The sequence below is a fragment of the Hymenobacter jeongseonensis genome, from assembly GCF_015694725.1.
GTDB classification, from domain to species: Bacteria; Bacteroidota; Bacteroidia; order Cytophagales; family Hymenobacteraceae; genus Hymenobacter; species Hymenobacter jeongseonensis.
This window is the reverse complement of record NZ_JADQDQ010000008.1, coordinates 150,582-172,918: the sequence shown is the minus strand read 5'-3', so window position 1 is coordinate 172,918 and position 22,337 is coordinate 150,582. Positions and strand designations below refer to the sequence as shown.

The window sequence follows — 22,337 nt, the reverse complement described above, 5'->3', positions numbered from 1 at the left end:
CCGTGGTGTGCCCAGCATGCCACGGGGCTTTTGGGTTTGATGCGCCAAGCAGGCCGTTACTTTGCACTTTCAAAATAAGCTTTTACCAGCCTACTCGTGACCTATTCCGAAACCCTGGCTTATCTGTACGACCAACTGCCCATGTTTCAGCGGGTGGGAGCGGCGGGCTTCAAAAAGGGCCTCGGCAATACCCTTAAACTGGCTGAGGCCATGGGGCATCCGGAACAGAAATTCCGAAGCGTGCACGTGGCCGGTACCAATGGCAAGGGGAGTAGCTCGCACTTGCTGGCAGCAGTGCTGCAAGCGGCCGGCTACAACGTAGGATTGTATACCTCGCCCCATCTGCGGGAATTCACGGAGCGCGTCCGGGTAAATGGCCAGGAACTATCCGCCGATTACTTAGTAGAATGGGTGGCGCGCTGGCGTCCGCTTTTTGAAGAAGTGGAGCCCTCCTTTTTTGAAATGTGTGTGGCGTTGGCCTTTAGCTATTTCGCCGAGCAGCGCGTCGACGTGGCCATTGTCGAAGTAGGCTTGGGCGGGCGGCTGGATTCGACCAACATCATTACGCCGCTCGTTTCGCTCATCACCAACATCAGCTACGACCACCAGGCGCTGCTGGGGAATACCCTGCCAGAAATTGCGGGGGAGAAAGCCGGAATTATTAAGCCCAGCGTTCCGGTAGTGGTAAGCCAATCCCAGCCGGAAGTGGCCGATGTTTTCAAACGAGAAGCTGCGGCCAAATTGGCTCACCTCGTTTTCGCCGACCAAGTTTATCACGCTGAATTTACCGACGAGCCTTCCCTGCAAACCGGCCTGCGGCCAGTGGCCGTGACCCAGCAGGGCCGCCCGTACCTCCTTAATGCCGAGCTAGGCTTGCCGGGCGACTACCAACAGCTCAACTTGCCCGGCGTATTGGCCACGCTGGATGAACTGCGGGCCCAGGGCTTCCGGATTACCGAAGCGGCGATACGTACCGGCCTGCGGCAAGTAACCCACCTCACGGGCCTGCGGGGACGATGGAGCATCATCGGCCACCACCCGTTGGTGGTAGCCGATACCGGGCATAATGCCGCCGGTCTGCGGCTGGTGCTGGCGCAACTGCTGCGCCTGCCGCATCGGCACCTGCACTTGGTTATCGGGGCGGTGAATGACAAGGACGTGGCCGGCATGCTGGCGCTGCTGCCGAAGGAGGCTACCTATTATTTTTGTGCCGCGAACATTCCACGGGCATTGCCCGCCGATGACCTGGCCCGGCAAGCTGCCGCGCTGGGTTTACAGGGCCGCGCCTGTGCCTCGGTGGCCCTGGCCGTAGCTGCGGCCCACCAGGCGGCGGCGCCTGACGATGTTGTCTTCATCGGGGGGAGCACCTTTGTGGTGGCAGAGGTCGAGGACCTTTACCGACCTGCTTAAGCCGAAAAACCAACCTAAAGTTACACCTAATCAATACCCACACTTGCCTCGCGTCAAACTGCACCGTTTTACGGACAATGCCACCCGCCCCGACATCATTGAACCCGGCAAGCCCGAATACGAGCAGCTTGGCGGCCGCTGGCGCACCGATTTCTTCCGGGAGCCGCACCCGCTTACCCTTGAAGTAGGCTGCGGCAAGGGTGAGTACACGGTGGGCCTGGCGCAACGCCACCCCAACCGCAACTTTCTCGGCCTCGACATCAAAGGCGAGCGAATTTGGCGCGGCAGCACCCGTGCTGCGGAGTTAGGCCTGACAAATGTGGGCTTTGTGCGCATGCGGGCCGAAGCCCTGGCTGCCCAATTTGGCGGAGGCGAGCTTGATGAAATCTGGATTACGTTTCCCGACCCGCGGCCCCGCGACCGGGACATCAAGCGCCGGCTTACCTCGCCGCGCTTCCTAGCGTTGTATGAACAATTGTTAACTCCGGGCGGGCTGTTGCATCTGAAAACCGACAACGAGGGCTTGTTCGAGTTTACACTGGAAACCCTGGCATCCCGGCCCGGCGCCGTGGTGGAGCGGTTTACCCGGGACCTCTATTCGGAAAACAACCCGGAATTCACGGAAGCTCAAGCCATTCAAACGAATTTTGAAGGCAAATACCGCGCAATTGGAGTGCCCATAAAGTACGTGCAGTTTCGGCTGAGCTAAGAATTGCGTGGCTTGCTCAGCAACTACATAAGCCAGACGGTTAGTCGATTTCGAGCGCTTCAAAAACGGCTTCTAGCTGGTCGAAGTCGCGCAGCCCAGGCTTTACTTCATCGCCGGAGGGAAATGTTAACCCGGCCAATGGTAGCAGAATAATCAACTCTCGCGCCAGGGCTGGGTCCAGGCTCGGGCCAACCCACAGGGGCCGCTGGGAGGCGATTTCGCGCAAGCCCGCAAGGGTTTCGCTGGTGAGCGGAATGGTTAATTCTACCACGATGCCTACGGGCGAATCGGGGAGATACGCCGCCGTAGCCAGCGAGCCCGCGGCCAATTCCAGGTAAACCGGCGGCGCAATTTCCTCTAGTTCCTGCACGGAACGGGGTTGGCGCAGGAGCACGGCATCCAGGGCGCAATCCGCCGCGATGGCGTTGATTTCAGCGGCCCTTAGCTGGTCAAATTCGCCAATCAGCTCAACCCCGGCAATCCAGCCAGCTAGTTCTTTAACGGCTTTGGTATCCAGGTGCCCGGGCAGGGCCGGGTCCAGAACGAAGGTGAGCTTATCAGCCCCCATGCCGGCGCAGTAACGGGCATCGGACAGGTTGTTGATGCCGCGGATGAGAAGGGGGACGAGGTGAGGCACGATAAATGAAACGAAAGACGAACAAAAAGCAGAGTGGAAAACGCGGCCTTAAATCACGGGCCAAGCGGCTACAAAAGTAGAGCCTTGGCGCTGCCTGGGCCGTGCCGGGGTAGCGGATGCCCGGTGTATCTTCGCGGCCATGAACCCCATTCGCCGTGCTCCTTTGTTGGCTCCATCGTTTCTGGCCGCCGACCTCGCCAATTTGCAAGCTGAAACCGAGCGGCTTGCCACCAGCGCCGCCGACTGGCTGCATTTCGACGTGATGGACGGACGGTTTGTGCCGAATATTTCCTTTGGCCTGCCCGTGTTGCAAGCCGTGGCCCGCTACGCCAAGCAGCCGCTCGACGTGCACCTGATGATTGAAGAGCCCCAGCAATACCTCTCTGCTTTCCGAGACGCGGGCGCCAGCATCATTACCGTGCATTACGAGGCGTGTACGCACCTGCACCGCGTGGTGCAGCAGATTAAGCAATTGGGCTGCCGGGCGGGAGTGGCCCTGAACCCGCACACGCCGGTGGCGTTGCTGGAAGATATTGCCGCTGACCTCGACGTGGTGCTGGTGATGTCGGTGAACCCCGGGTTTGGGGGGCAGGCGTTCATCCCGAATACGTTGAAAAAAGTAGCCATGCTCAAAGAGCTGCTACTTGATGCGGGCTCTGATGCGCTGATTGAGATTGATGGCGGCGTGAGCCTAGCCAACGCCGGGCCGCTGGTGGAAGCCGGGGCGGATGTGCTGGTAGCTGGAAACTTTGTGTTTAGTGCGCCCGAAGGCCCCGTGGCCACCCTGACCCGCATGCGCGACCATTTGGCCGGGCTGGAGTTGAACGCAGCTGAGGAATTCTCCGACGGACGCGGGCAATAGCCCTGTGGTCGGCCCGTTATCTGAGCATTGTGAAAAAAAGCATTACACCGAGTCAGTCACCGTTAATGGGAAGTGCAAAAAGGAGCTTGACCCCGCTGCGGGCCTGCGGGCTGGTGGTGCTCTTGCTGGCTGCGGCCGATGCTCAGGCCCAGATTACACAACCAGCAGCGGAGAAAGCGCCGGCATCCACTGTGGTCACGGTAACGGGGACGTTGCGCGACGCCACGGGGCAGCCCTTGGAACTGGCCGCGGTGGGAGTGGAGGGCCAGCCGGGCGGGGCCAATACCAGCGCAGAAGGTGCCTTTTCGCTGCCGGTGCGCGTGAATTCGTCCGGCCAAACCACCTTCCTGATTATCCGACGGTTGGGTTACCTCCCGCTGCGCATTCCGCTCACGCTGCCCGCCGACGCGGCCGAACCGCTGCGCTTAACCATGCGGCTCGACACCAAAGCCCTGGGCGCGGTGAAAGTAACGGGCCGCTCCGACCAGGCCGATACCCGCGAGCAAGTCAGCATCACCCGCATTGACCCGCGGGCAGCCAAGGAAATTCCTTCCCCGTTTGGTGATTTCAATGCGATTCTCAAAACGCTGCCCGGCGTGGTGTCGAATAACGAGCTGAGCAGCACGTACAACGTGCGCGGCGGCAACTACGACGAAAACCTGGTGTATGTGAACGGCTTTGAGATTTACCGGCCGTTTCTGGTAACGTCGGCGCAGCAGGAAGGCCTCAGCTTTATCAACCCCGATTTGGTGAAACAAGTCGAGTTTAGCAGCGGCGGCTGGCAGCCCAAGTATGGCGACAAGTTGGCGTCGGTGCTGAGCGTGGATTACAAAACCCCTGAGAAGTTTGCGGCTTCCCTCACCGGTAGTCTGGTGGGCGGAGCGGCCCACGCCGAAGCCCGCTCTGCCAACGGGCGCGTGAGCTACCTGGCTGGTGTGCGCTACAAAAATGCCCAGTACGTGCTGAGTTCGTTGCGGCAAGCGCAGGGCGGCTACAACCCCACGTTCTACGATGCGCAGGCTTTTGTCAACATCGGCTTGGGGAAGAAGGAGGACTTGCAGCGTACCACGCTCGGGCTGCTCGGCGTTGTTGCGCACAACGATTACCGCTTTTCGCCCGAAACGGGACAAGCCACCTTCTCCACGGGCACCAACCAGTTTACACGGGTGTTCATCGCCTACGGCGGGCGCGAGCGGATGCAGTTCGATACCTACCAAACCGGGCTGAACCTGAAGCACGACTTCTCTGCAAACCTGCAAATGGAGGTGCTAGGTTCAGCCTTGGTGTCACGCGAATTTGAATACCGCGACGTCGAGGCCGCCTACACGTTTGCTGAAATCAACCGCGACCCAAACTCGCCCGATTTCAACCAGGCGGTGCGGCAGCGCGATATTGGCTCGCAGTTTAAGCATTCGCGCAATTCCCTCACGGCCCGAATTTTCACGGCCGAAACCCGGGGCCGGTGGACGCTTGGGGGGGCGCATACTGTACGCTGGGGGGGTAAAATTGGCCGCGAACGGATTTCCGACACGCTGGATGAATACAGCTTTGCCGACTCCGCCGATTTCGTGCCCGATGCCCGGCGATTACGCCTGCGCTCCGATTTGAGCTTGCGCAGTACGCGCAGCCAGGGTTTTGTGCAGGACACCTGGACATTGGATTCGTTGCGCACGCTCACGTACGGCGCCCGCGCGCACTACTGGACCACCAACGGCCAGCTCGTCATCAGCCCGCGGGTGCAGTACTCGCAAATCAGCCGCCGCAAGCCCAACCGCTCGTTTAAAGCGGCGGTGGGGGTGTATTATCAGCCGCCGTTTTACCGGGAGCTGCGCGACCAACAAACCATTCAGCTGGGCGTGCAGCAAGCGTTTCTCAACCCCGCGCTACGGGCCCAGAAGTCTTACCATTTCATCGCGGGCAAGGAAATCAGCTTTCAGCAATACGGCCGCCCTTTCAAGTTTTCGGGCGAGGTCTACTACAAGTACCTCACCGATGTGGTGCCCTACGACGTGGACAATGTGCGCCTGCGTTACTTTGCCAAAAACAACGCCACCGCCTACGCCGCCGGCGTTGATGCCCGCGTGAGCGGCGAGTTTGTGAAAGGAGCCGAGTCGTGGTTTAGCCTGGGCTTGCTCACCACCCGCGAAAACGTAGCCGGCGATTCCACGAGTTCTTTCGACCCAGATGGCAAGGAAATTGGCAGAAGTCCCAAGGGATACATCCGCCGGCCGCAGGACCAGCGGCTCAACGTGGGCATTTTCTTTCAGGACCATCTGCCCAACAATCCCTCCGTGCGGGGCTACGTCAACGTGGTTTACGGCACGGGCTTGCCTTTCACGCCGCCCAATCAGCCCGATTTGCGCGGTACCGATGCCTTGGAAACCAGCTACAAGCGCGTAGACCTGGGTTTCTCCAAAGTAATCGGCCTGAAAAACAACGATGCACCCAAGGCGCGGTTCTACAGTTTCGAAAGCATTTGGATGGGCCTGGAAATCCTCAATGTGCTGGCCGCCAATAACGTGGCCGGCTACAGCTACTTGCAGGACGTGAATGGCGTCACGTATTCGGTGCCCAGCTACCTCTCGCAGCGCGTGGTCAATCTGCGCTTGATTGCGCGGTTCTAACAGGTTGCTTTTTGGCATTCCCTATTGAGTGCCCAATGCCAATGCGGTACCGCTGGTAAAATTTGTTTTGGAACAACTCCTGGGGGTCATAATCTAGTTTCAACCGGAGGAACTCATCAAACTGCGGGTAGGCGCGGCGAAGCTGCGTGGGAGTGGCGTGCAGGCGGTAGGGCAGGTAGTAAGTGCCCCCCAGCTTTTCAGCTTCTTCTATAAGTTCCTGGGTTAAAGCCGTCATATCGGCTTCGTCAGCGGGCGCGGTACCTTGATTGAAAAATAAGACGAAGCCAAAGGCTTCCCGCCGGGCATACGGCAGGAAAGTATCGGTGTCCGCGTACACATTCCGAAGAGTGACGTTGAGCAAATCGGCTTTGTGCCGGGGAATTCGCTGTTGAAGGGCCAAACGAAACGCATTGTAGTGGCGGGCGGGAATGAAATACTCGTGCAGAATATCGGTCTGTCCGGGGCTGCGGTTCATATAAAGCGATGGACTTTCGTTCATGATTTGATTGCGCGAGAACTCGCTTCCTTCCTCAACTTTGCTCAATCCCTGCTCTAAGTCCCAGCGCAGTTGTTTGCCGTAGGTATTGTGCTTCGACCCGAGGAAAACGGCCCGCTTTAAGTCCAACAGGCCGGGCTCCACCATGGGATAATCGGCTTTAGCCAGCCGTTCCGTAGTAAAGTAATTAAGCGTAGCTTCTTCCAAAAAACGAGAATTAGTTACGTTTAACCGGCCATAGGCAAGATGTACCTGGGGGTTGGCATCCACGTGCCGGCGATATTCTTGGATGTAGTTTTCCGCCGCACCAGCTACCCGATGGTAGCTGTATAACTCATTCGGCACCGTGCGAAGTTTGGCATCGAGAATGACGCCGAACAACCCATAGCCACCGAGTACCAAGCCAAATAGCTGTTGGTTTTTCGTGCGGCTGCACGTGAGCAGGCGGCCATCGGCGAGCAACACCCGAACCGATACCACGGTGGCCGCGATGGGCGGCTGATTGGGTTGCCAGCCGTGGCAATTGACGCTGAGCGACCCTCCGACGGAGAAGGCATTATCCGACTGCATGGTGCCCACGGCCCGGCCGCGGTGGTTCAGGTAAGGAATGATTTCGGCCCAAGTAGCGCCGCTGCCAACGGTCAGTAAGTTAGAGACAGTATCAAAGCGCATGTAATTGAAGGCCCGCATGTCAAGGCGGATACCGTCTGGCGAAAGTGTGTGCCCGCCCATGCTATGCTGCGCCCCGGCAATGGATACCGTCGTGCAAGTGGCCCGGGCCAGTACCAGCAATTCGCGCAGTTGCCGCAGGTTTGCCGCTGAGTCAGTCCCCAGTCCGACCGTCCGCATAGGCGTCGGGTTCAACTGGCTGACATCATTGGCAATGCCGGTATTTTGCAGAGGAACTGAAACCGCATCACCTTTATGGGCCTGCCACAAATGCTGCGCCGGCCGAATGCCCAGCGAGAGGATAATGACTAATCCAACCAAAACACAAAGTATGATGGGCTTTTTTGAGCGAAGAATCATGAAATAATGGGCTTAAAACGCTCGCAAAGGTTGAGCGTCTGCGGCCTGCATTTCATGACAAATGTCATTTTCCTTCTTCTCGATTTGCTATTCCTCATTTGCGGCTCCGCAGCCTGCTCAAGGTTTCGGGCGCCATGCCCAAATGTGAGGCAATGTGCTGCACCGCCACCCGCTGAAATATGGTCGGGAATTCATGAATTAGGGAATCGTAACGTTCTGCCGCCGTGCGTGAGCGCAAGTGCTGGGCCCGTTGCTCACTCAGCACGTAATATTTTTCCACGAGTTTTCGCCCGATGAAATTGAACTCGGGAAACTCGCGGTAAAGTTTTTCCAACTGGTCAAACTGGATGGAGTAAACCGTGCCGGCTTCCAGCAATTCCAGGTATTCTTCGGAGGGCTGCTGGGTGAAAAAGCTCACGATGGAAATCACAAAATCTCCCTGCTGCATAAACCAGGATGAAATCTCACGGCCGTGCAGCAAGGTGTAGCCCCGCACCAGCCCGGACTCCAGAAAATATACCTGCCGCGCCACTTGTCCGGGTTTCAACAACAAATGATGTGCGGGAAATTGCGCGCTAACGGTACCCGCCAAAACTGCTTCCTGAAGCTCCTGGCTAAGGGGCTGCAAATCATTAAGAAACGCAATAAAATTGACCATTGAACACGAATTTCATTGCAATTTGGTACAGCCATTGAAAAAATATTTCCAATTGGCTAAAACTTTTAAATAGGGTTACTGGTATGGATTTCTGAAAACCATGCGGTCATTTGTCCAACTCCGTTCGGTTTTCTGTTATACCTTTGTTCCAACATGAACCGTTTAGCTTCCCTGTTTTGCTCTGATGCAACGGCCGCGCAGGTCCTCCGCGTGGCTGCAGGCAAGGCTGTAGCTGTGGGTGCCCACCATCGCCACCACCATCTGTGGGAGGCCGGGTTGTGCGCCGGGTGCTAAGCTAGCACCGACCGCCCGAGTCTCCACCGCCGCGCTCGGGGTGAGTTTACGCCGGGCTTATTCACTCATTTTCTGGGTAATTCCGCAGTCAGCCATCTGGCCTCGCGTGGAATTCAGGTATGCCCAACGTGCGGCACCGCCCGCCTCTTTTACCCTTCATGCTACGATTAGCCATCCAAAAGTCCGGGCGCCTGAGCGAGGATTCCCTCACCCTCATTCGCGAATGCGGCATCAACTTCATCAGCAGCTCCTACAAGCTGAAAACCGAAGCCACCAATTTCCCCCTCGAAATTCTTTTCCTGCGCGACGATGATATCCCGGGTTATGTACAGGATGGTGTGGCCGATTTGGGCATAGTGGGCCAAAACGTGCTGGTGGAAGCCGGTTTTCCGGGATTGGAAGTTGAAGCGCTTGGCTTCAGCAAGTGCCGCCTCAGCCTAGCCGTACCCCGCGCCGATGCTTATGCATCGATTGCCGCCCTGCAAGGCAAGAACATCGCAACATCCTACCCCAATATTCTCGGTCGTTACCTGGCCGAAAATGGCGTTCAGTCCCACTTGCACACCATCAGCGGTTCGGTTGAAATTGCGCCCAGCATCGGCCTGGCCGAAGCAATTTGCGACATTGTCAGCAGCGGTTCGACGCTGCTGGGCAATGGCTTGCGCGAAGTTGAAACCGTGTTCCGGTCCGAAGCCGTGCTCATCGCCCAACCCAACCTCTCAGCCGAACAAACGGAGTTGCTCGACCAGCTGCGGTTTCGCATGCAGGCCGTTCGCCGGGCCAAGCGCAGCAAATACATCCTGCTTAATGCCCCCATCACAGCACTTGAGGAAGTGCGCCGCTTGCTGCCCGGCATTAAGTCGCCCACCGTCACGCCCTTGGCCGAAGCCGGGTGGGTTTCGGTGCAGTCGGTGGTGCAGGAAGATGAATTCTGGCACATCACCAGCCAGCTCAAAGCCGTTGGTGCCGAGGGCATACTGGTATTGCCTATCGAAAAGATGATTGCCTAGTCGTTGGCCATGCAAGCTTACAATTATCCTGCGCCCAGCACTTGGCCCGCGTTGCAAGAGCGCGCCGCCACGGCCGAAGCCCCCCAGGTTGCGGCCCGTGTCCGCGACATTTTTGCGCAAGTGCGTCAAGGGGGCGACCGCGCCCTGCTGGCCTTAACGGCCGAACTCGACCGCGCGGCACTAACCACGTTGGTCGTTTCCGACACTGAGTTTGCGGCCGCAGCAGCTCAGGTGCCTGCTCAACTGCAAGCGGCCATTCGCCTGGCAAAAGCCAACATCGAAGCCTTTCACGCCGCACAGCGCGAGCCAGAGCTTCGGGTTGAAATCATGCCGGGCGTGGTGTGTTCGCGGCGGGCTGTGCCCGTGCAACGGGTGGGGCTGTATGTGCCCGGTGGTTCGGCGCCGTTGTTTAGTACGCTGCTGATGTTGGGCGTACCGGCGCGATTGGCCGGTTGTCTGGAAGTAGTGGTTTGTACTCCTCCACAACCCGATGGCTCGGTGAGTCCGGTGATTTTGTTTGTGGCCCAGCTGCTGGGTATTCAACAAGTGGTGAAAGTGGGCGGTGCGCAAGCAGTGGCCGCGCTGGCCGTCGGTACCGAATCGGTGCCGGCAGTGGACAAGATTTTTGGCCCCGGCAACCGGTACGTAACCGCCGCCAAGCAATTGGCCGCTGCGGAATTTGGGGTGGCCATCGATATGCCGGCTGGGCCGTCTGAAGTGCTGGTAATTGCCGATGCCACAGCCAACCCAGCGTTTGTCGCCGCCGATTTGTTGTCTCAAGCAGAGCACGGCCCGGACTCTCAAGTCGTGCTGCTCAGCGATTCGCAATCAATCATTGACCAGGTGCAAGCCGAACTAACCATGCAGCTCGCTACGCTGCCTCGGCGTGAAGTAGCGGCGCAAGCGCTGGCCAATAGCCGGGCCGTGCTGCTGGCCGATGCGGCCGCTATGCTGGCGTTTTCCAACCAATACGCACCGGAGCACCTGATTCTGGCCACCGACATGGCCGATGCGCTGGCCGCGCAGGTAACCAACGCAGGCTCGGTCTTTCTGGGTCACTTCACACCCGAGGCGGTTGGTGATTATGCTTCCGGCACCAATCACACCCTGCCCACCAGTGGGTATGCCCGGCAATACAGTGGGGTCTCGCTAGATTCGTTTATCAAAAAAATTACCTTTCAGCGGCTTTCCGCCACGGGTTTGCACGCCTTAGGCCCGGTTGTCGAGACCATGGCCGAGGCCGAAGGACTGGCTGCGCACGCCCGCGCTGTTACGGTTAGGCTTATGGCGGCGGCCTCGGCAGCAGCTCAAACGGAACAGAGCCCGATGCCTTATGCTGGACTGATTCGGCCTAGCGTTGAGCGTATGCAGACGTATTCGTCTGCTCGCGACGAGTTTGAGGGAATGGCGCCGGTGATGCTCGATGCGAATGAAAACAGCCTGGGCTCTGTAGGCCCAGACGACTTCAGCCGCTATCCCGACCCGCACCAGCGCGCCATCAAATTGGAGTTGGCTAAGCTAAAAGGCGTGGCACCCGGCAATATTTTTCTTGGTAATGGGTCGGACGAAGCCATTGATTTGCTCGTGCGTCTCACCTGCACGCCCGGCCAGGACAGCATTGTTATCTGTCCGCCAACGTATGGCATGTATGAAGTGGCGGCCAACCTGAACGACGTGCGAGTTCAGCGCCTCCCGTTAACGCCGGATTTCCACCTTCCCGCTGATGCGGCGGAAACACTGGCAGCATCAACAGCCAAACTGGTTTTCCTGTGCTCACCCAATAACCCAACCGGGAACCTCTTCGCTCAAGAAACCGTCGAGACCATATTGCGCACCTTCCGCGGAATCGTGGTGGTTGATGAGGCCTATGCCGATTTCTCTCCGGCGCCCAGCTGGACCACCCGATTACCAGAATTTCCGCGCTTGGTAGTGCTGCAAACTTTTTCCAAGGCCTGGGGGCTGGCCGGCTTGCGCCTGGGTGTGGCCTATGCAGCGCCCGAACTCATCGGCTACCTCAACAAAATAAAGCCGCCCTATAATATTTCGACTGCGACACAGCAGCACGCGTTGGCGGCATTGGCCGCTGCCCCGCAACTACCCGAAATGCAAGCTGAATTGTTGGCCGGCCGGGAAGTATTGGCCTCAGAACTGCCTCGTTTGGCCATCGTCGACCACGTATTTCCATCGGATGCCAACTTTTTGTTGGTGCGCTTCAACGTCGATGCCACTGCGGTGTACGACCAATTGCGGGCTCGGGGCATCGTGGTCCGCAACCGCACAACCCAACCCGGCTGTGCCGGCTGCCTTCGCCTGACCGTGGGAACGGCCGCTGAAAATGCTGTATTGCTGCGAGCCCTAACCGAAATCGTTACGCAGAGTCCCAACGCAGTGACTTCCGCTCACTGATTTTTTCGGGGGAGCATTCCACTTGCGCCCTGCATTGTCCCTTGTTTACTCATTGTAAATTGCCCATAGAATTGAAAAAGGCCCTGTTTATTGACCGCGATGGCACCATCCTCGTGGAGCCCCAGCCCAGCCAGCAGGTCGACAGCCTGGAGAAATTTGCTTTTTTGCCGGGTTGCATCAGCGCCCTGGCCCGGATTGCCCGCGACTTACCTGAGTACGAGTTGGTGCTGGTAACCAATCAGGATGGCTTGGGAACGGCCAGCTTCCCTGAAGACACGTTTTGGCCACCGCATCGCCTGATGCAGGAAATTTTGGCGGGAGAGGGCATCCATTTTGTCGCCGAACACATTGACCGGAGCTTTCCGCACGAAGGACTGGCAACCCGTAAACCGGGCACGGGTTTGTTGGGCAGCTACCTCGACCCCGCCAATGAGTACGACCTGGCGAACTCCTTTGTCATCGGCGACCGATTGACGGATGTAGAACTGGCCGTAAATCTTGGCAGCCAGGCAATCCTAATAGGAGAGGAGCCCGACTCGCGCGCCGCCCTAACCACCACCAGCTGGGAAGCCATCTACCGCCACCTGCGATACCCGGCCCGTATTGCGGTAATTGAACGCAACACCAACGAAACTCAGATTTCAGTCACACTCAATCTGGACGGCACAGGTAAAACCGACATTCATACCGGGTTGGGGTTTTTCGACCACATGCTGGAGCAATTGGGGCGTCACAGCGGAATTGATTTGCACATAAGTGTAAAAGGGGATTTGCACATTGATGAGCATCATACCGTCGAAGACACAGCGCTGGCGCTGGGAACAGCCTTTTCACAAGCCCTTGGGGACAAGCGTGGATTGGCTCGCTATGGGTTTCTATTGCCCATGGACGAGGCCCTGGCGCAAGCGGCTATCGACTTCTCGGGCCGTCCTTGGTTGGTCTGGAATGCTGAATTCCGCCGCGAGCGGGTAGGGGATTTACCTACTGAGTTGTTCTTTCACTTCTTTAAGTCGTTCACTGACAATGCCCGCGCAACCTTGAACATTGCTTGTGCCGGTGATAATGAGCACCACAAAATAGAAGCAATTTTTAAAGCAGTGGCTAAGGCCATTAAGATGGCGTTGCAACGGGATGAGTCGGCTGCTATCCCCAGCACCAAGGGGATATTGTAGAAATTACTGGTCTTTACAAATGGGTATTAGGTAGCCAAGTCCAGTTCAGGGCGTTGCCCATTTGGATAATATCAAATTACAATGGAAATAGCAGTTGTTGACTATAAAGGTGGCAATGTTCAGTCAGTACTTTTTGCTTTGGAGCGCTTGGGCGCCCAAGCAACTCTTACTGCTGATCCGGAAATTTTGCGCAAAGCTGATAAGGTGTTGTTTCCTGGCGAAGGCGAAGCATCCTCGGCCATGCAAGCATTACGTGCGGCGGGATTAGACCAAGTGCTTCCTACGCTTACACAACCTTTTTTAGGCATTTGCCTGGGGATGCAGCTGCTTGGGCAGCACAGCGAGGAAAACGATACGCCACTGCTGGGGCTGCTGCCTTTTACGGTACGGCGGTTTGCGCCGGATGTGGCGCACAAGGTTCCGCATATGGGGTGGAACAACTTGCAGGCTTTGCAAGGGCCATTATTCGCGGGCCTGAGCGATGCCGACCACGTCTACTTCGTTCATAGTTATTATGCCCCCGTTGGCGGCTACACAACCGCGGAGTCTACTCATCCGGCACCGTTTAGCGCAGCGGTTCAACATGGCAATTTTCATGGCGTGCAGTTTCACACTGAAAAAAGTGGCGCGGTCGGCACCCGCATTCTAGCCAATTTTCTCAACCTATAGTTTTTCAGTTATTAGCATTTTTTTCAACTTCTGTGGAAATCATTCCCGCCATCGACCTCGTCAACGGCCAGTGCGTCCGGCTCAGCGCAGGCGACTTTTCCCGCCAGACTACCTACGATTCGGACCCGGTGGCGGTCGCGCAGCGTTTTGTCGACGCGGGCGTAAAACGTCTCCATTTGGTGGACCTGGACGGTGCCCGCGCCGGGCATCCCGTCAATCTTCCAATACTGGAAGCCATTGCCGCTAAAACTGCGTTGGATATTGATGCCGGGGGCGGCATTCAAACCTTAGCTGCGCTGAACCAAGTGTTCAATGCAGGCGCTGCTCACGTGACGGCCGGTAGCTTGGCCGTACGCGAGCCTGCCACGGTTGAGGCCTGGTTATCACAATTTGGTGCCGACACCATCTTTCTCGGAGCCGACTTCAAGGGAGAGCACATCATGATTAACGCTTGGGTTGACCAGAGTCAGCTGCGCCTCGTTGATTTCATTGCTACTTACCTCGAAGCCGGAGCAACCACGTTCATTTGCACGGATGTAAGCAAAGACGGGTTGTTGCAAGGCCCCTCATTGGCTATTTATAAGAGCTTAATAGCTCAGTTTCCGGCGGCGCGGTTTATTGCCAGCGGCGGAGTCACCACCCTTGCTGACGTGGAAGCATTAACAGAAGCCGGAATGCACGGAGCCATCATTGGTAAAGCGCTCTATGAAGGTACTCTGACCCTAGCGGAACTTCAGCCCTTTTTATAGAATAGATTTTCCCGCTTCTACGCCTCAAAGCTGCTGAGTGATTTGCTGCATTTACATTACTCTTTGAATTCCCGTGGTTAAGAAACGACTAATCCCCTGCCTTGATGTCCGCGACGGCCGTACGGTAAAAGGCATTCAATTTGAAGGCCTCCGCGATGCCGGCGACCCCGTGGCGCTGGCGGCCCGGTATGCCTGCGAAGGCGCCGATGAGTTGGTGTTTCTCGACATAACCGCAACCAACCAGCGCCGAAAACCTCTCACGGAACTGGTTCGGGATGTGGCCCGTGTTTTGGACATTCCCTTCACTGTGGGAGGTGGGATTAGCACCGTGGCCGACGTTGAAGCCCTGCTGCTGAGCGGTGCTGATAAGGTATCGATTAATTCCGCTGCACTTGCCCGTCCAGCCTTCATAGCGGAACTAGCTGGGCGTTTTGGCTCCCAATGTGTGGTTGTGGCCGTTGACGCCCGGTTGGTAGAGGGCGAATGGCAGGTGATGACTCGGGCCGGCACGGTTGCCACCGGCCGCGAAGCCGTAGCGTGGTGCCAGGAAGCCGCTCAATTAGGAGCAGGGGAATTGCTCTTAACTTCCATGAGCCACGATGGCACAAAAGCCGGCTTCGCGCTGGACCTCACCCGCGCTGTTAGCAACGCGGTTTCAGTGCCTGTTATTGCCTCAGGGGGCGCGGGCAAGCCATCAGACTTTGCCGACGTTTTTCAAGCCGGAGGAGCTGATGCTGCGCTAGCCGCCAGTGTTTTTCATTTCAACGAAACTGCTCTGCCAGCCCTGAAACAATTTCTGCACGCCGAAGGCATTCCCGTTCGCCTTTAGCCTATTCTTTTTCAAAAAATGTGGGGAAGCTGCACAGGCTAACGCACGTCAAAGGTTTCTATACTCTTCGCAATGGCCATTTACCCTATTATTCCTGCTACCGACTTACGTTTTGACACCGTGAGCGGCCTGTTGCCGGCCATCATCCAAGATGCTGATTCGGGTCAGGTTCTCATGCTTGGGTATATGAATGCGGAAGCATGGCGCCGTACCCAAGAAGACGAACGAGTTACCTTCTTTTCGCGGTCCAAAAACCGTTTGTGGGTCAAAGGAGAATCGAGTGGTAATTACTTAAAGGTTGTGAGCTTGCATGTAGACTGCGATGCGGACACGGTGCTCATTCGCGCTATACCCGCTGGTCCTACGTGCCATCGTGGGTCCGTTAGCTGCTTCGAGCAACCTGACCAACTCCAGGCGCCTATAGCGCCGATTGGGTTTCTGTCTAGCCTGGAACGTTTGATTGTACAACGTCACGATTATCCTGAACAGGCACCTACTTCTTATACCGTTTCCCTATTTAAGAAGGGAATGCCCAAAATTGCCCAAAAAGTAGGAGAGGAAGCTGTTGAAACCGTTATTGATGCCGTGAGTGGCAGCCGTGAAACCTTACCGGGTGAAGTTGCAGACTTACTCTATCATTTGCTGGTGTTGTTGGTGGCAGCAGGGGTGCCAATGGCAGAAGTCATAGCAGTGCTTCAAGAGCGTCACCGGCTTCCAAATACTCGCCATTTGAATAATGATTAAAAAAAGGTTTTAACTTCCGCTAATCCAAAAGGGAAGAGTCAATCGTTCTACATATCAGAATGGTTGACTCTTCCCTTTTGGATTAGCGGAAGGCAGGGAGCATCTAGCTTTTTGCTTTTAGCTGTCGGCTAATTTTCTGAAGAAGTGCCATGGCAATTGCTATATCTTCTTCCTCGCTTATTGAAAGGATAGTATTGACGCCCGGGCCACTTACTTGTATCTGGTACACAACCTCTGAATGTATTTGTATGGATTGATTGGATACTGCCTGGTGGGAAATCTCCGGTAGTACAGGAATAGGGGCGACGACTGGATCAGGGGTGTTGTGCATCGCAGTTTCGCTTTGATGGGATACTTCTCTTTCGTGTGGCGTCGGTTGTGAAACAGGTGTATCCAAAAGTCCAAACAGACTTGCAATTGCATCAACTCCTTTGATGCTAGTGTCTGGTTGATTTGTATTGGTGCGATTATAATTTGAGGAATCAGTTGGATTAACTGTGATTGATTGCTTCTCAGAAAGGAAGTCTCCATTCGTGTTTGACCTCACACTGGGAGACGTTTTATCGTCTGAGTTCAAATTGTCAGCGTTTCCGCGGAAAGTATTAATAATAGGAGGAGGACTTGCTAATTCCCGACGGGGCGATGGCTTATTGGTTAAAGCATCAATATCTGCCACAATGTTGTGTTCGTCCAGTAACCCCACCATACGGCATCCTTCCACGAATGCCTTGGCAACTCCCTGGGCGTTTATTTCCTCAACGCCGAATTCGCGAATGAGCATAACATCCAGCATTTGAACTGGTAATTCTCTGGAGCGAAATTTTCGGCACAGTTGGGTAAATAGGGGGGGCGTAAGAAATGCTTCTCGGTGAAAGGCCAGTTCTTCCTGCTTATCGTAAGCGTGCTTAATTCGCTTAAAAAGCGTGGTTGTAGTGAGTAGGTCGCGTTTACTGGTCAATAATCCAAACTTGACCGCTGAGCCAATGATGGCTTTAAAAGACCCGCTTACCTTGCGATTAAGTTTTCGGGCAGCAGTTTCAATTGCGCATTTTCCTCCAGTGTCGTCTGTTATTTCTGCTATTTCCCAAGCTCCAGAATAGGTTGTGCGGGGGTAGTCAATGAGTTTTGGCATCAGTAGTCTGTCGGGTTTTATACTTATCTCAATAATACTTAATTGAATTCAAATGGTTAGCATTAAGGCCAAGTAAATTTATTGGTACAAAAAAGTATACCCAATGGAAACATTTTGTACTTTTTAATACTTCTATTTTGTATCATTGCTTGGTAATCCGTGGTGCTTGTGGCATAGCTTATCTGGTACTTGAATCTATTGCACATCTGCTAAAACTTTAGATACTTAAGCTTCTGCATGTGCCTAAAGATAATCACACATTTATATTTTGTACTTAATAAATGTACGAACAGGCATTATTAAGTATTAAAAGGTATGTAAAGTTATATTTTTTTTGTGCTTTTTAATATCTTACTTTCATCACAACCAGTTGAATACAACATGTGCACACAGCCATGGTTTCCAAATATTCATTGGCACTGCATTGTGCTAACTTAAGATGATTCAGATGATTATATCATCGCCAATTATTTATCAATAAAGTAATTAGGATGGAGGTGGTTATGCAAGTGTAAGCAAAGCATTCGAAAATCAACATCATATAAAGTAAAAAACTAGCGCATTAGCTGCACCCCAAGCAATACAAGAATGGCCATAAACATAAAGTAGCCTAGAAGAACATTGCTCCAAAACCATTCATAATATTATTATGCCGCACCAAACAAATTCATTTTCTATTCAATCAATACTGGGACGAAATTTAACTAGATATCTGTCTTATAATTTATATTATGTTAAATTGAATCTGAATTGCATCCGCTTTTATACAACAAAAGCCCAGCCACATTGTGGCTGGGCTCTCTCCTGCTTTTCTTAAAAGACTACTTGCTAAGAGTTTTCAGCTTCGCATTCAAACGCTCCGAGTCTGCAGTACGCCCTAAACGGAAATAAACCTTCTGCAATGAAACAAGTGTGTTACGGTCTTCAGGCTGCAACTGCAATGCCTTTTCAAAGTAAGGAACTGAAGCTTCGAAATACTTCTTGCCATCGGCCTCAAATTTCTTACCCGAGGCTTGATACGTTTTCAAATCCATTTTGCTGGCCTTCGTGTAAGAATCGGCTGCACGATTGTAATTGTATACACCCAAGTTAAACTGAGCATCGAAGTTATTCGGGTCCAGTTCGACTGCCTTGCGGTAATCGGCCAAGGCCAAATCAGTCTTTTTTTGCTGGTCATACATCGAACCACGCACCGCGTACAAATTTGAATTGGCTGGGTCAGCCGCAATGGCTTTGTTAATTTTTCCCAGGGCATCATCGCCACGGCCACTGGCCAAGGCAACGTTCAAATCCTCTAGCATGAAGGCCTTATTGTTGGGATAAGCAGCCAACGCTTGTTGAAGCACATTGGCAGCTTCTTCTTTGTCGCCTTGCTGCTTGGCAATTTGCAACAGCCGCGTGTATAAACTAGCAGACTTGTAGTTCATGCCCAGCAACTGGCTGTAGCTGGCTTTGGCACCGGCAAAATCCTGCTTAGCCTCAGAGGCATAAGCCGAATACAGAACCGCCGTTGTGTCCTGTGGCTTAATCTGAGAAGCCATCTTATAGCTAGCAATGGCCTTGTCGTACTCCTTGGCGTTGTAGCTATTAACCGCGTCATTAAATGCTACGCCGTACAAGCCCTCCAGCTTCGCATCGGCTTGCTTACCAAACTCACCGGTTTTGGTGTCCAGTTCAATTGTCTTTGCGTAAGATTCATATGCCTTCTGCAATCCTTCACCAGGCTGCAGTTGCTTACCATAGATAGGATTACCTATCATTCCCTGATAAATTTCACCACGGGTATACCAAGTCTTGGCTTTGCCGCTTGTCTTTTCATTGACAATAGCTTTGTCGATATCAGCGCGAGCCTTATCAAGCAGCCCAGTGCGCTGGTTCAGAATGGCATTGGTGACGGCCGAGTTTTGTGCCGATACCAGCATGGGAAAGCCAGCAGCTAACACAGTGGCGGCGCTTAGCGTCAAAAAGGTCTTCTTCATAAATTGAGAAATGAGTCTTAGCCTCGTAAGATATTCAGTTGAATACTTGAAAGCCAAGTGGGAAAGGATGGAATGAAAGTGAGAGAAATCGCGAGATTATACCCCAAAACGATGGGAATGGGTCTTCGGTTCGCCAAAAATAAACGGGGCGAACCAAAAGGCCCGCCCCGCTCCTATTCAGCAATTATGCCAAGTCTTCAGCATCTGCTTCATCTTCTTCATCAACTAGGCTATTGAGCTCAATTGCGCTGGTACCATCGGCAATTTCTGTAATCTCCAGAGTTCCTTCAGCCGTGGACGCCACCACTAGCAACGCGTCAATTTCAACTTCTTCTTTCTCCTCGGCCGCCACTTTTGCCACCGAAGATATTTCATCGTTGCTGCCAATCTTAATCAGACGCACGCCTTGCGTAGCGCGACCAATGGTGCGCAAGTCACTCATGCGCAGTCGAATGGTGATGCCTGACTTGTTGATAATCATCAAGTCATCGGTGTCATTCACATCCTTGATGGCGACCAGATTACCGGTTTTGTCGGTCAGCTTCATGGCACGCACGCCCTTACCACCCCGCTTGGTGATGCGGAACTCATCAAGCGAACTGCGCTTACCATAACCATTCTCGCTCACAACCAGCAGTTCCTGCGTGGGGTCGGCCAGACAGACCATTCCCACCACACGGTTACCATCCTGGTCATTGAGGTTGATACCGCGCACACCAGCAGCGGCGCGGCCCATTGAACGCACCTGACTTTCGTTGAAGCGAACGGCCCGTCCGAAACGCGAAGCCAACACAACTTCCGAGTTGGGAGCAAGCAGCTGCACGTCCAGAATTCGGTCGCCCTCGTTGATGGTAATGGCATTAATGCCCGCCGTGCGAGGACGCGAATACGCTTCAAGCGGCGTTTTCTTCACTGTTCCCTGCTCGGTGCAGAACATCAGGAAGGTATTTTCGAGGTAATCGGGGTCTTTCAGGCCGCGCACATTTAGCACGGAACGGACCTTGTCTTCGCGCGGAATTTCGATAAGGTTCTGAATGGGCAAGCCCTTCGTGGCCTTCCCTCCTTCCGGTACTTCATACACTTTCAGCCAGAAAACCCGGCCCAACTCGGTGAAGAACAACAAGTATTCGTGCGTGGTGGCCACAAAGAGGTGCTCCGTAAAGTCATCCTTTTTGGAAATAGCACCCCGCGAACCTGCACCGCCTCGTCCTTGGGCACGGTATTCGTCCAAATTAGTACGTTTGATGTAGCCTTCGCGAGAAATGGTAATAACCATGGCCTCGTCGGCAATCATGTCTTCGGTCGAAAAATCACCGCCGATGTAGTTGATTTCCGTGCGGCGGCCATCGCCATACCGCTCCCGGATATCCTCCAACTCTGTTTTGATGATGCCACGCTGCAACACATCCGAAGCCAAAACGGCATTCAGGTGGTCAATCAAACGCATCAACTCATCGTACTCCGCCACAATTTTATCGCGCTCCAAGCCCGTAAGGCGTTGCAGACGCATATCGAGTATGGCGCGGGCCTGTACTTCACTTAGCGCAAACCGCGAGATGAGTTGACCACGGGCAACTTCAGGGTCGCGCGAGCCGCGGATGAGGGCAATCACCTCATCCAAGTGGTCAAGCGCAATAAGCAAGCCCTCCAGGATATGGGCACGCTTTTGGGCCTCGGCCAGCTCGTATTTGGTCCGGCGGATGATAACCTCGGCGCGGTGCTCAACAAAGTAATGGATGAGCTGCTGCAGGTTCAGCGTCATCGGACGCCCTTTTACCAAGCACACGTTGTTGACGCCGAAGGAGCTTTGCAGCTGCGTGTACTTGTAAAGGTTATTGAGCACGACACTGGGCATGGCGTCACGCTTGAGGTCATAAACAATGCGCATGCCGTCGCGGTCCGACTCATCGCGCATGTCGGAGATGCCCTCAATCTTCTTATCGTTGATGAGCGCGGCCGTCTTTTCAATCATCGACGCCTTGTTCACCATGTAGGGAATTTCGGTAACGACGATTTGCTCCTTGCCCGTTTTCGAGGTTTCGAAGGTGGCTTTGGCCCGCATCACAACGCGGCCCCGCCCGGTATGGAAGGCTTGCTTCACCCCTTCGTAGCCGTAGATGATGCCACCCGTCGGGAAGTCGGGCGCGGTCACGTACTGCATCAGCTCGTCAACCGTAATATCCGGATTGTCGAGGTAGGCAATGATGCCGTTCACCACTTCTGTCAGGTTGTGAGGCGCCATGTTGGTGGCCATGCCCACGGCGATGCCCGACGTGCCGTTTACCAGCAGGTTCGGGAATTTGGCCGGCATCACGCTGGGCTCTTCCAGCGAGTCATCGAAGTTGGATTGGAAGTCAACGGTGTCTTTGTCAAGGTCGTTGAGCATCTCGTCGGCAATGCGCTTGAGGCGGGCCTCGGTGTAACGCATTGCAGCCGGCGAGTCGCCGTCAACGGAGCCAAAGTTGCCCTGGCCGTCTACCAACGGGTAGCGCAAGCTCCAGTCCTGAGCCATGCGAACCATGGTATCATACACTGAGCTGTCGCCGTGCGGGTGGTATTTACCCAATACCTCGCCCACGATACGGGCCGATTTTTTATAGGATTTATTGTAGCCCACGCCCAGCTCGCTCATGCCGTAGAGCACGCGCCGGTGCACGGGCTTCAGGCCGTCGCGAACATCGGGCAAGGCCCGGGAGATGATGACCGACATCGAGTAATCGATGTACGCGCCCCGCATCTCGTCTTCGATGTTTATCGGAATGATTTTTTCGCCTTCCGCCATTGGGGGGTTGATTGGCAGCTTTAAAAGGCCAAATTAGGGCCCTTTTAGCCGCAGGGTGAATGGTTCTTTATATGCGTGCGAAGATACAACAAAAAGGCCGCAACGGCAAGCGCAGCGGCCATTTATAGCGCTTTTAGGCTAACGCC

The 22,337-nt window shown here is 54.7% G+C and carries 17 protein-coding genes; 11 read left to right on the top strand and 6 right to left on the bottom strand.

Annotated features, from left to right (window positions below; all coding sequences use genetic code 11):
- The first annotated feature begins 96 nt into the window (after window positions 1-96).
- Window positions 97-1,410 (top strand): bifunctional folylpolyglutamate synthase/dihydrofolate synthase, encoded by a 1,314-nt coding sequence (locus tag I2I05_RS16235; protein ID WP_317192362.1) that lies wholly within the window; start codon window positions 97-99, stop codon window positions 1,408-1,410.
- Window positions 1,411-1,453: 43 nt separating this feature from the next.
- Window positions 1,454-2,119, top strand: a complete 666-nt coding sequence (gene trmB, locus I2I05_RS16230) for a tRNA (guanosine(46)-N7)-methyltransferase TrmB (RefSeq protein WP_196283306.1) — start codon at window positions 1,454-1,456, stop codon at window positions 2,117-2,119.
- A 40-nt stretch (window positions 2,120-2,159) separates the two neighbouring features.
- On the opposite strand, the gene I2I05_RS16225 is transcribed toward trmB, so the two are convergent.
- On the bottom strand, window positions 2,160-2,756 hold the full coding sequence (locus I2I05_RS16225; protein WP_196283305.1) for a beta/alpha barrel domain-containing protein: 597 nt from the start codon (window positions 2,754-2,756) through the stop codon (window positions 2,160-2,162).
- A 139-nt stretch (window positions 2,757-2,895) separates the two neighbouring features.
- Between I2I05_RS16225 and rpe the strand changes: the two genes are divergently transcribed.
- Together rpe and I2I05_RS16215 are read left to right on the top strand one after the other, a co-directional pair.
- On the top strand, window positions 2,896-3,618 hold the full coding sequence (gene rpe / locus I2I05_RS16220; RefSeq protein WP_196283304.1) for a ribulose-phosphate 3-epimerase: 723 nt from the start codon (window positions 2,896-2,898) through the stop codon (window positions 3,616-3,618).
- Between the two features lie 65 nt (window positions 3,619-3,683).
- A complete protein-coding gene (locus I2I05_RS16215) occupies window positions 3,684-6,242 on the top strand; it encodes a TonB-dependent receptor (RefSeq protein WP_196283303.1) in 2,559 nt (852 codons plus the stop codon).
- Here I2I05_RS16215 and I2I05_RS16210 read toward each other — a convergent pair.
- Together I2I05_RS16210 and I2I05_RS16205 are read right to left on the bottom strand one after the other, a co-directional pair.
- Entirely contained in the window at window positions 6,214-7,728 is a 1,515-nt protein-coding gene (locus I2I05_RS16210; protein WP_196283302.1) for an FAD-binding protein, read from the bottom strand. The two genes, I2I05_RS16215 and I2I05_RS16210, sit on opposite strands and share 29 nt — an antisense overlap.
- 133 nt (window positions 7,729-7,861) lie before the next feature.
- Window positions 7,862-8,425 carry a Crp/Fnr family transcriptional regulator gene (locus I2I05_RS16205; RefSeq protein WP_196283301.1) on the bottom strand — a complete coding sequence of 188 codons (564 nt, stop codon included), beginning with the start codon at window positions 8,423-8,425 and terminating at the stop codon, window positions 7,862-7,864.
- A gap of 452 nt (window positions 8,426-8,877) precedes the next feature.
- Between I2I05_RS16205 and hisG the strand changes: the two genes are divergently transcribed.
- The 7 genes from hisG (at window position 8,878) to hisIE (ending at window position 16,298) form a co-directional block, all read left to right on the top strand.
- Window positions 8,878-9,729 (top strand): ATP phosphoribosyltransferase, encoded by an 852-nt coding sequence (gene hisG, locus I2I05_RS16200; RefSeq protein ID WP_196283300.1) that lies wholly within the window; start codon window positions 8,878-8,880, stop codon window positions 9,727-9,729.
- A gap of 9 nt (window positions 9,730-9,738) precedes the next feature.
- Window positions 9,739-12,135 (top strand): histidinol dehydrogenase, encoded by a 2,397-nt coding sequence (gene hisD, locus I2I05_RS22360; protein WP_317192361.1) that lies wholly within the window; start codon window positions 9,739-9,741, stop codon window positions 12,133-12,135.
- A gap of 71 nt (window positions 12,136-12,206) precedes the next feature.
- Window positions 12,207-13,307 carry a bifunctional histidinol-phosphatase/imidazoleglycerol-phosphate dehydratase HisB gene (hisB, locus tag I2I05_RS16185; RefSeq protein ID WP_196283299.1) on the top strand — a complete coding sequence of 367 codons (1,101 nt, stop codon included), beginning with the start codon at window positions 12,207-12,209 and terminating at the stop codon, window positions 13,305-13,307.
- A gap of 81 nt (window positions 13,308-13,388) precedes the next feature.
- On the top strand, window positions 13,389-13,976 hold the full coding sequence (gene hisH, locus I2I05_RS16180) for an imidazole glycerol phosphate synthase subunit HisH (RefSeq protein ID WP_196283298.1): 588 nt from the start codon (window positions 13,389-13,391) through the stop codon (window positions 13,974-13,976).
- A gap of 32 nt (window positions 13,977-14,008) precedes the next feature.
- Entirely contained in the window at window positions 14,009-14,725 is a 717-nt protein-coding gene (gene hisA / locus I2I05_RS16175) for a 1-(5-phosphoribosyl)-5-[(5-phosphoribosylamino)methylideneamino]imidazole-4-carboxamide isomerase (protein WP_196283297.1), read from the top strand.
- Between the two features lie 73 nt (window positions 14,726-14,798).
- Entirely contained in the window at window positions 14,799-15,554 is a 756-nt protein-coding gene (gene hisF / locus I2I05_RS16170) for an imidazole glycerol phosphate synthase subunit HisF (protein WP_196283296.1), read from the top strand.
- A 72-nt stretch (window positions 15,555-15,626) separates the two neighbouring features.
- Entirely contained in the window at window positions 15,627-16,298 is a 672-nt protein-coding gene (gene hisIE / locus I2I05_RS16165; RefSeq protein ID WP_196283295.1) for a bifunctional phosphoribosyl-AMP cyclohydrolase/phosphoribosyl-ATP diphosphatase HisIE, read from the top strand.
- Between the two features lie 103 nt (window positions 16,299-16,401).
- Here the strand turns inward: hisIE and I2I05_RS16160 are convergent, their stop codons facing one another.
- The 3 genes from I2I05_RS16160 to gyrA all read right to left on the bottom strand — a co-directional run bounded on the left by I2I05_RS16160 (window position 16,402) and on the right by gyrA (window position 22,191).
- Window positions 16,402-17,430, bottom strand: coding sequence for a hypothetical protein (locus I2I05_RS16160; protein ID WP_196283294.1), 1,029 nt, complete (start codon window positions 17,428-17,430; stop codon window positions 16,402-16,404).
- An 821-nt stretch (window positions 17,431-18,251) separates the two neighbouring features.
- Window positions 18,252-19,409 carry a tetratricopeptide repeat protein gene (locus I2I05_RS16155; protein WP_196283293.1) on the bottom strand — a complete coding sequence of 386 codons (1,158 nt, stop codon included), beginning with the start codon at window positions 19,407-19,409 and terminating at the stop codon, window positions 18,252-18,254.
- Between the two features lie 184 nt (window positions 19,410-19,593).
- Entirely contained in the window at window positions 19,594-22,191 is a 2,598-nt protein-coding gene (gene gyrA / locus I2I05_RS16150) for a DNA gyrase subunit A (RefSeq protein ID WP_196283292.1), read from the bottom strand.
- Window positions 22,192-22,337 lie beyond the last annotated feature (146 nt).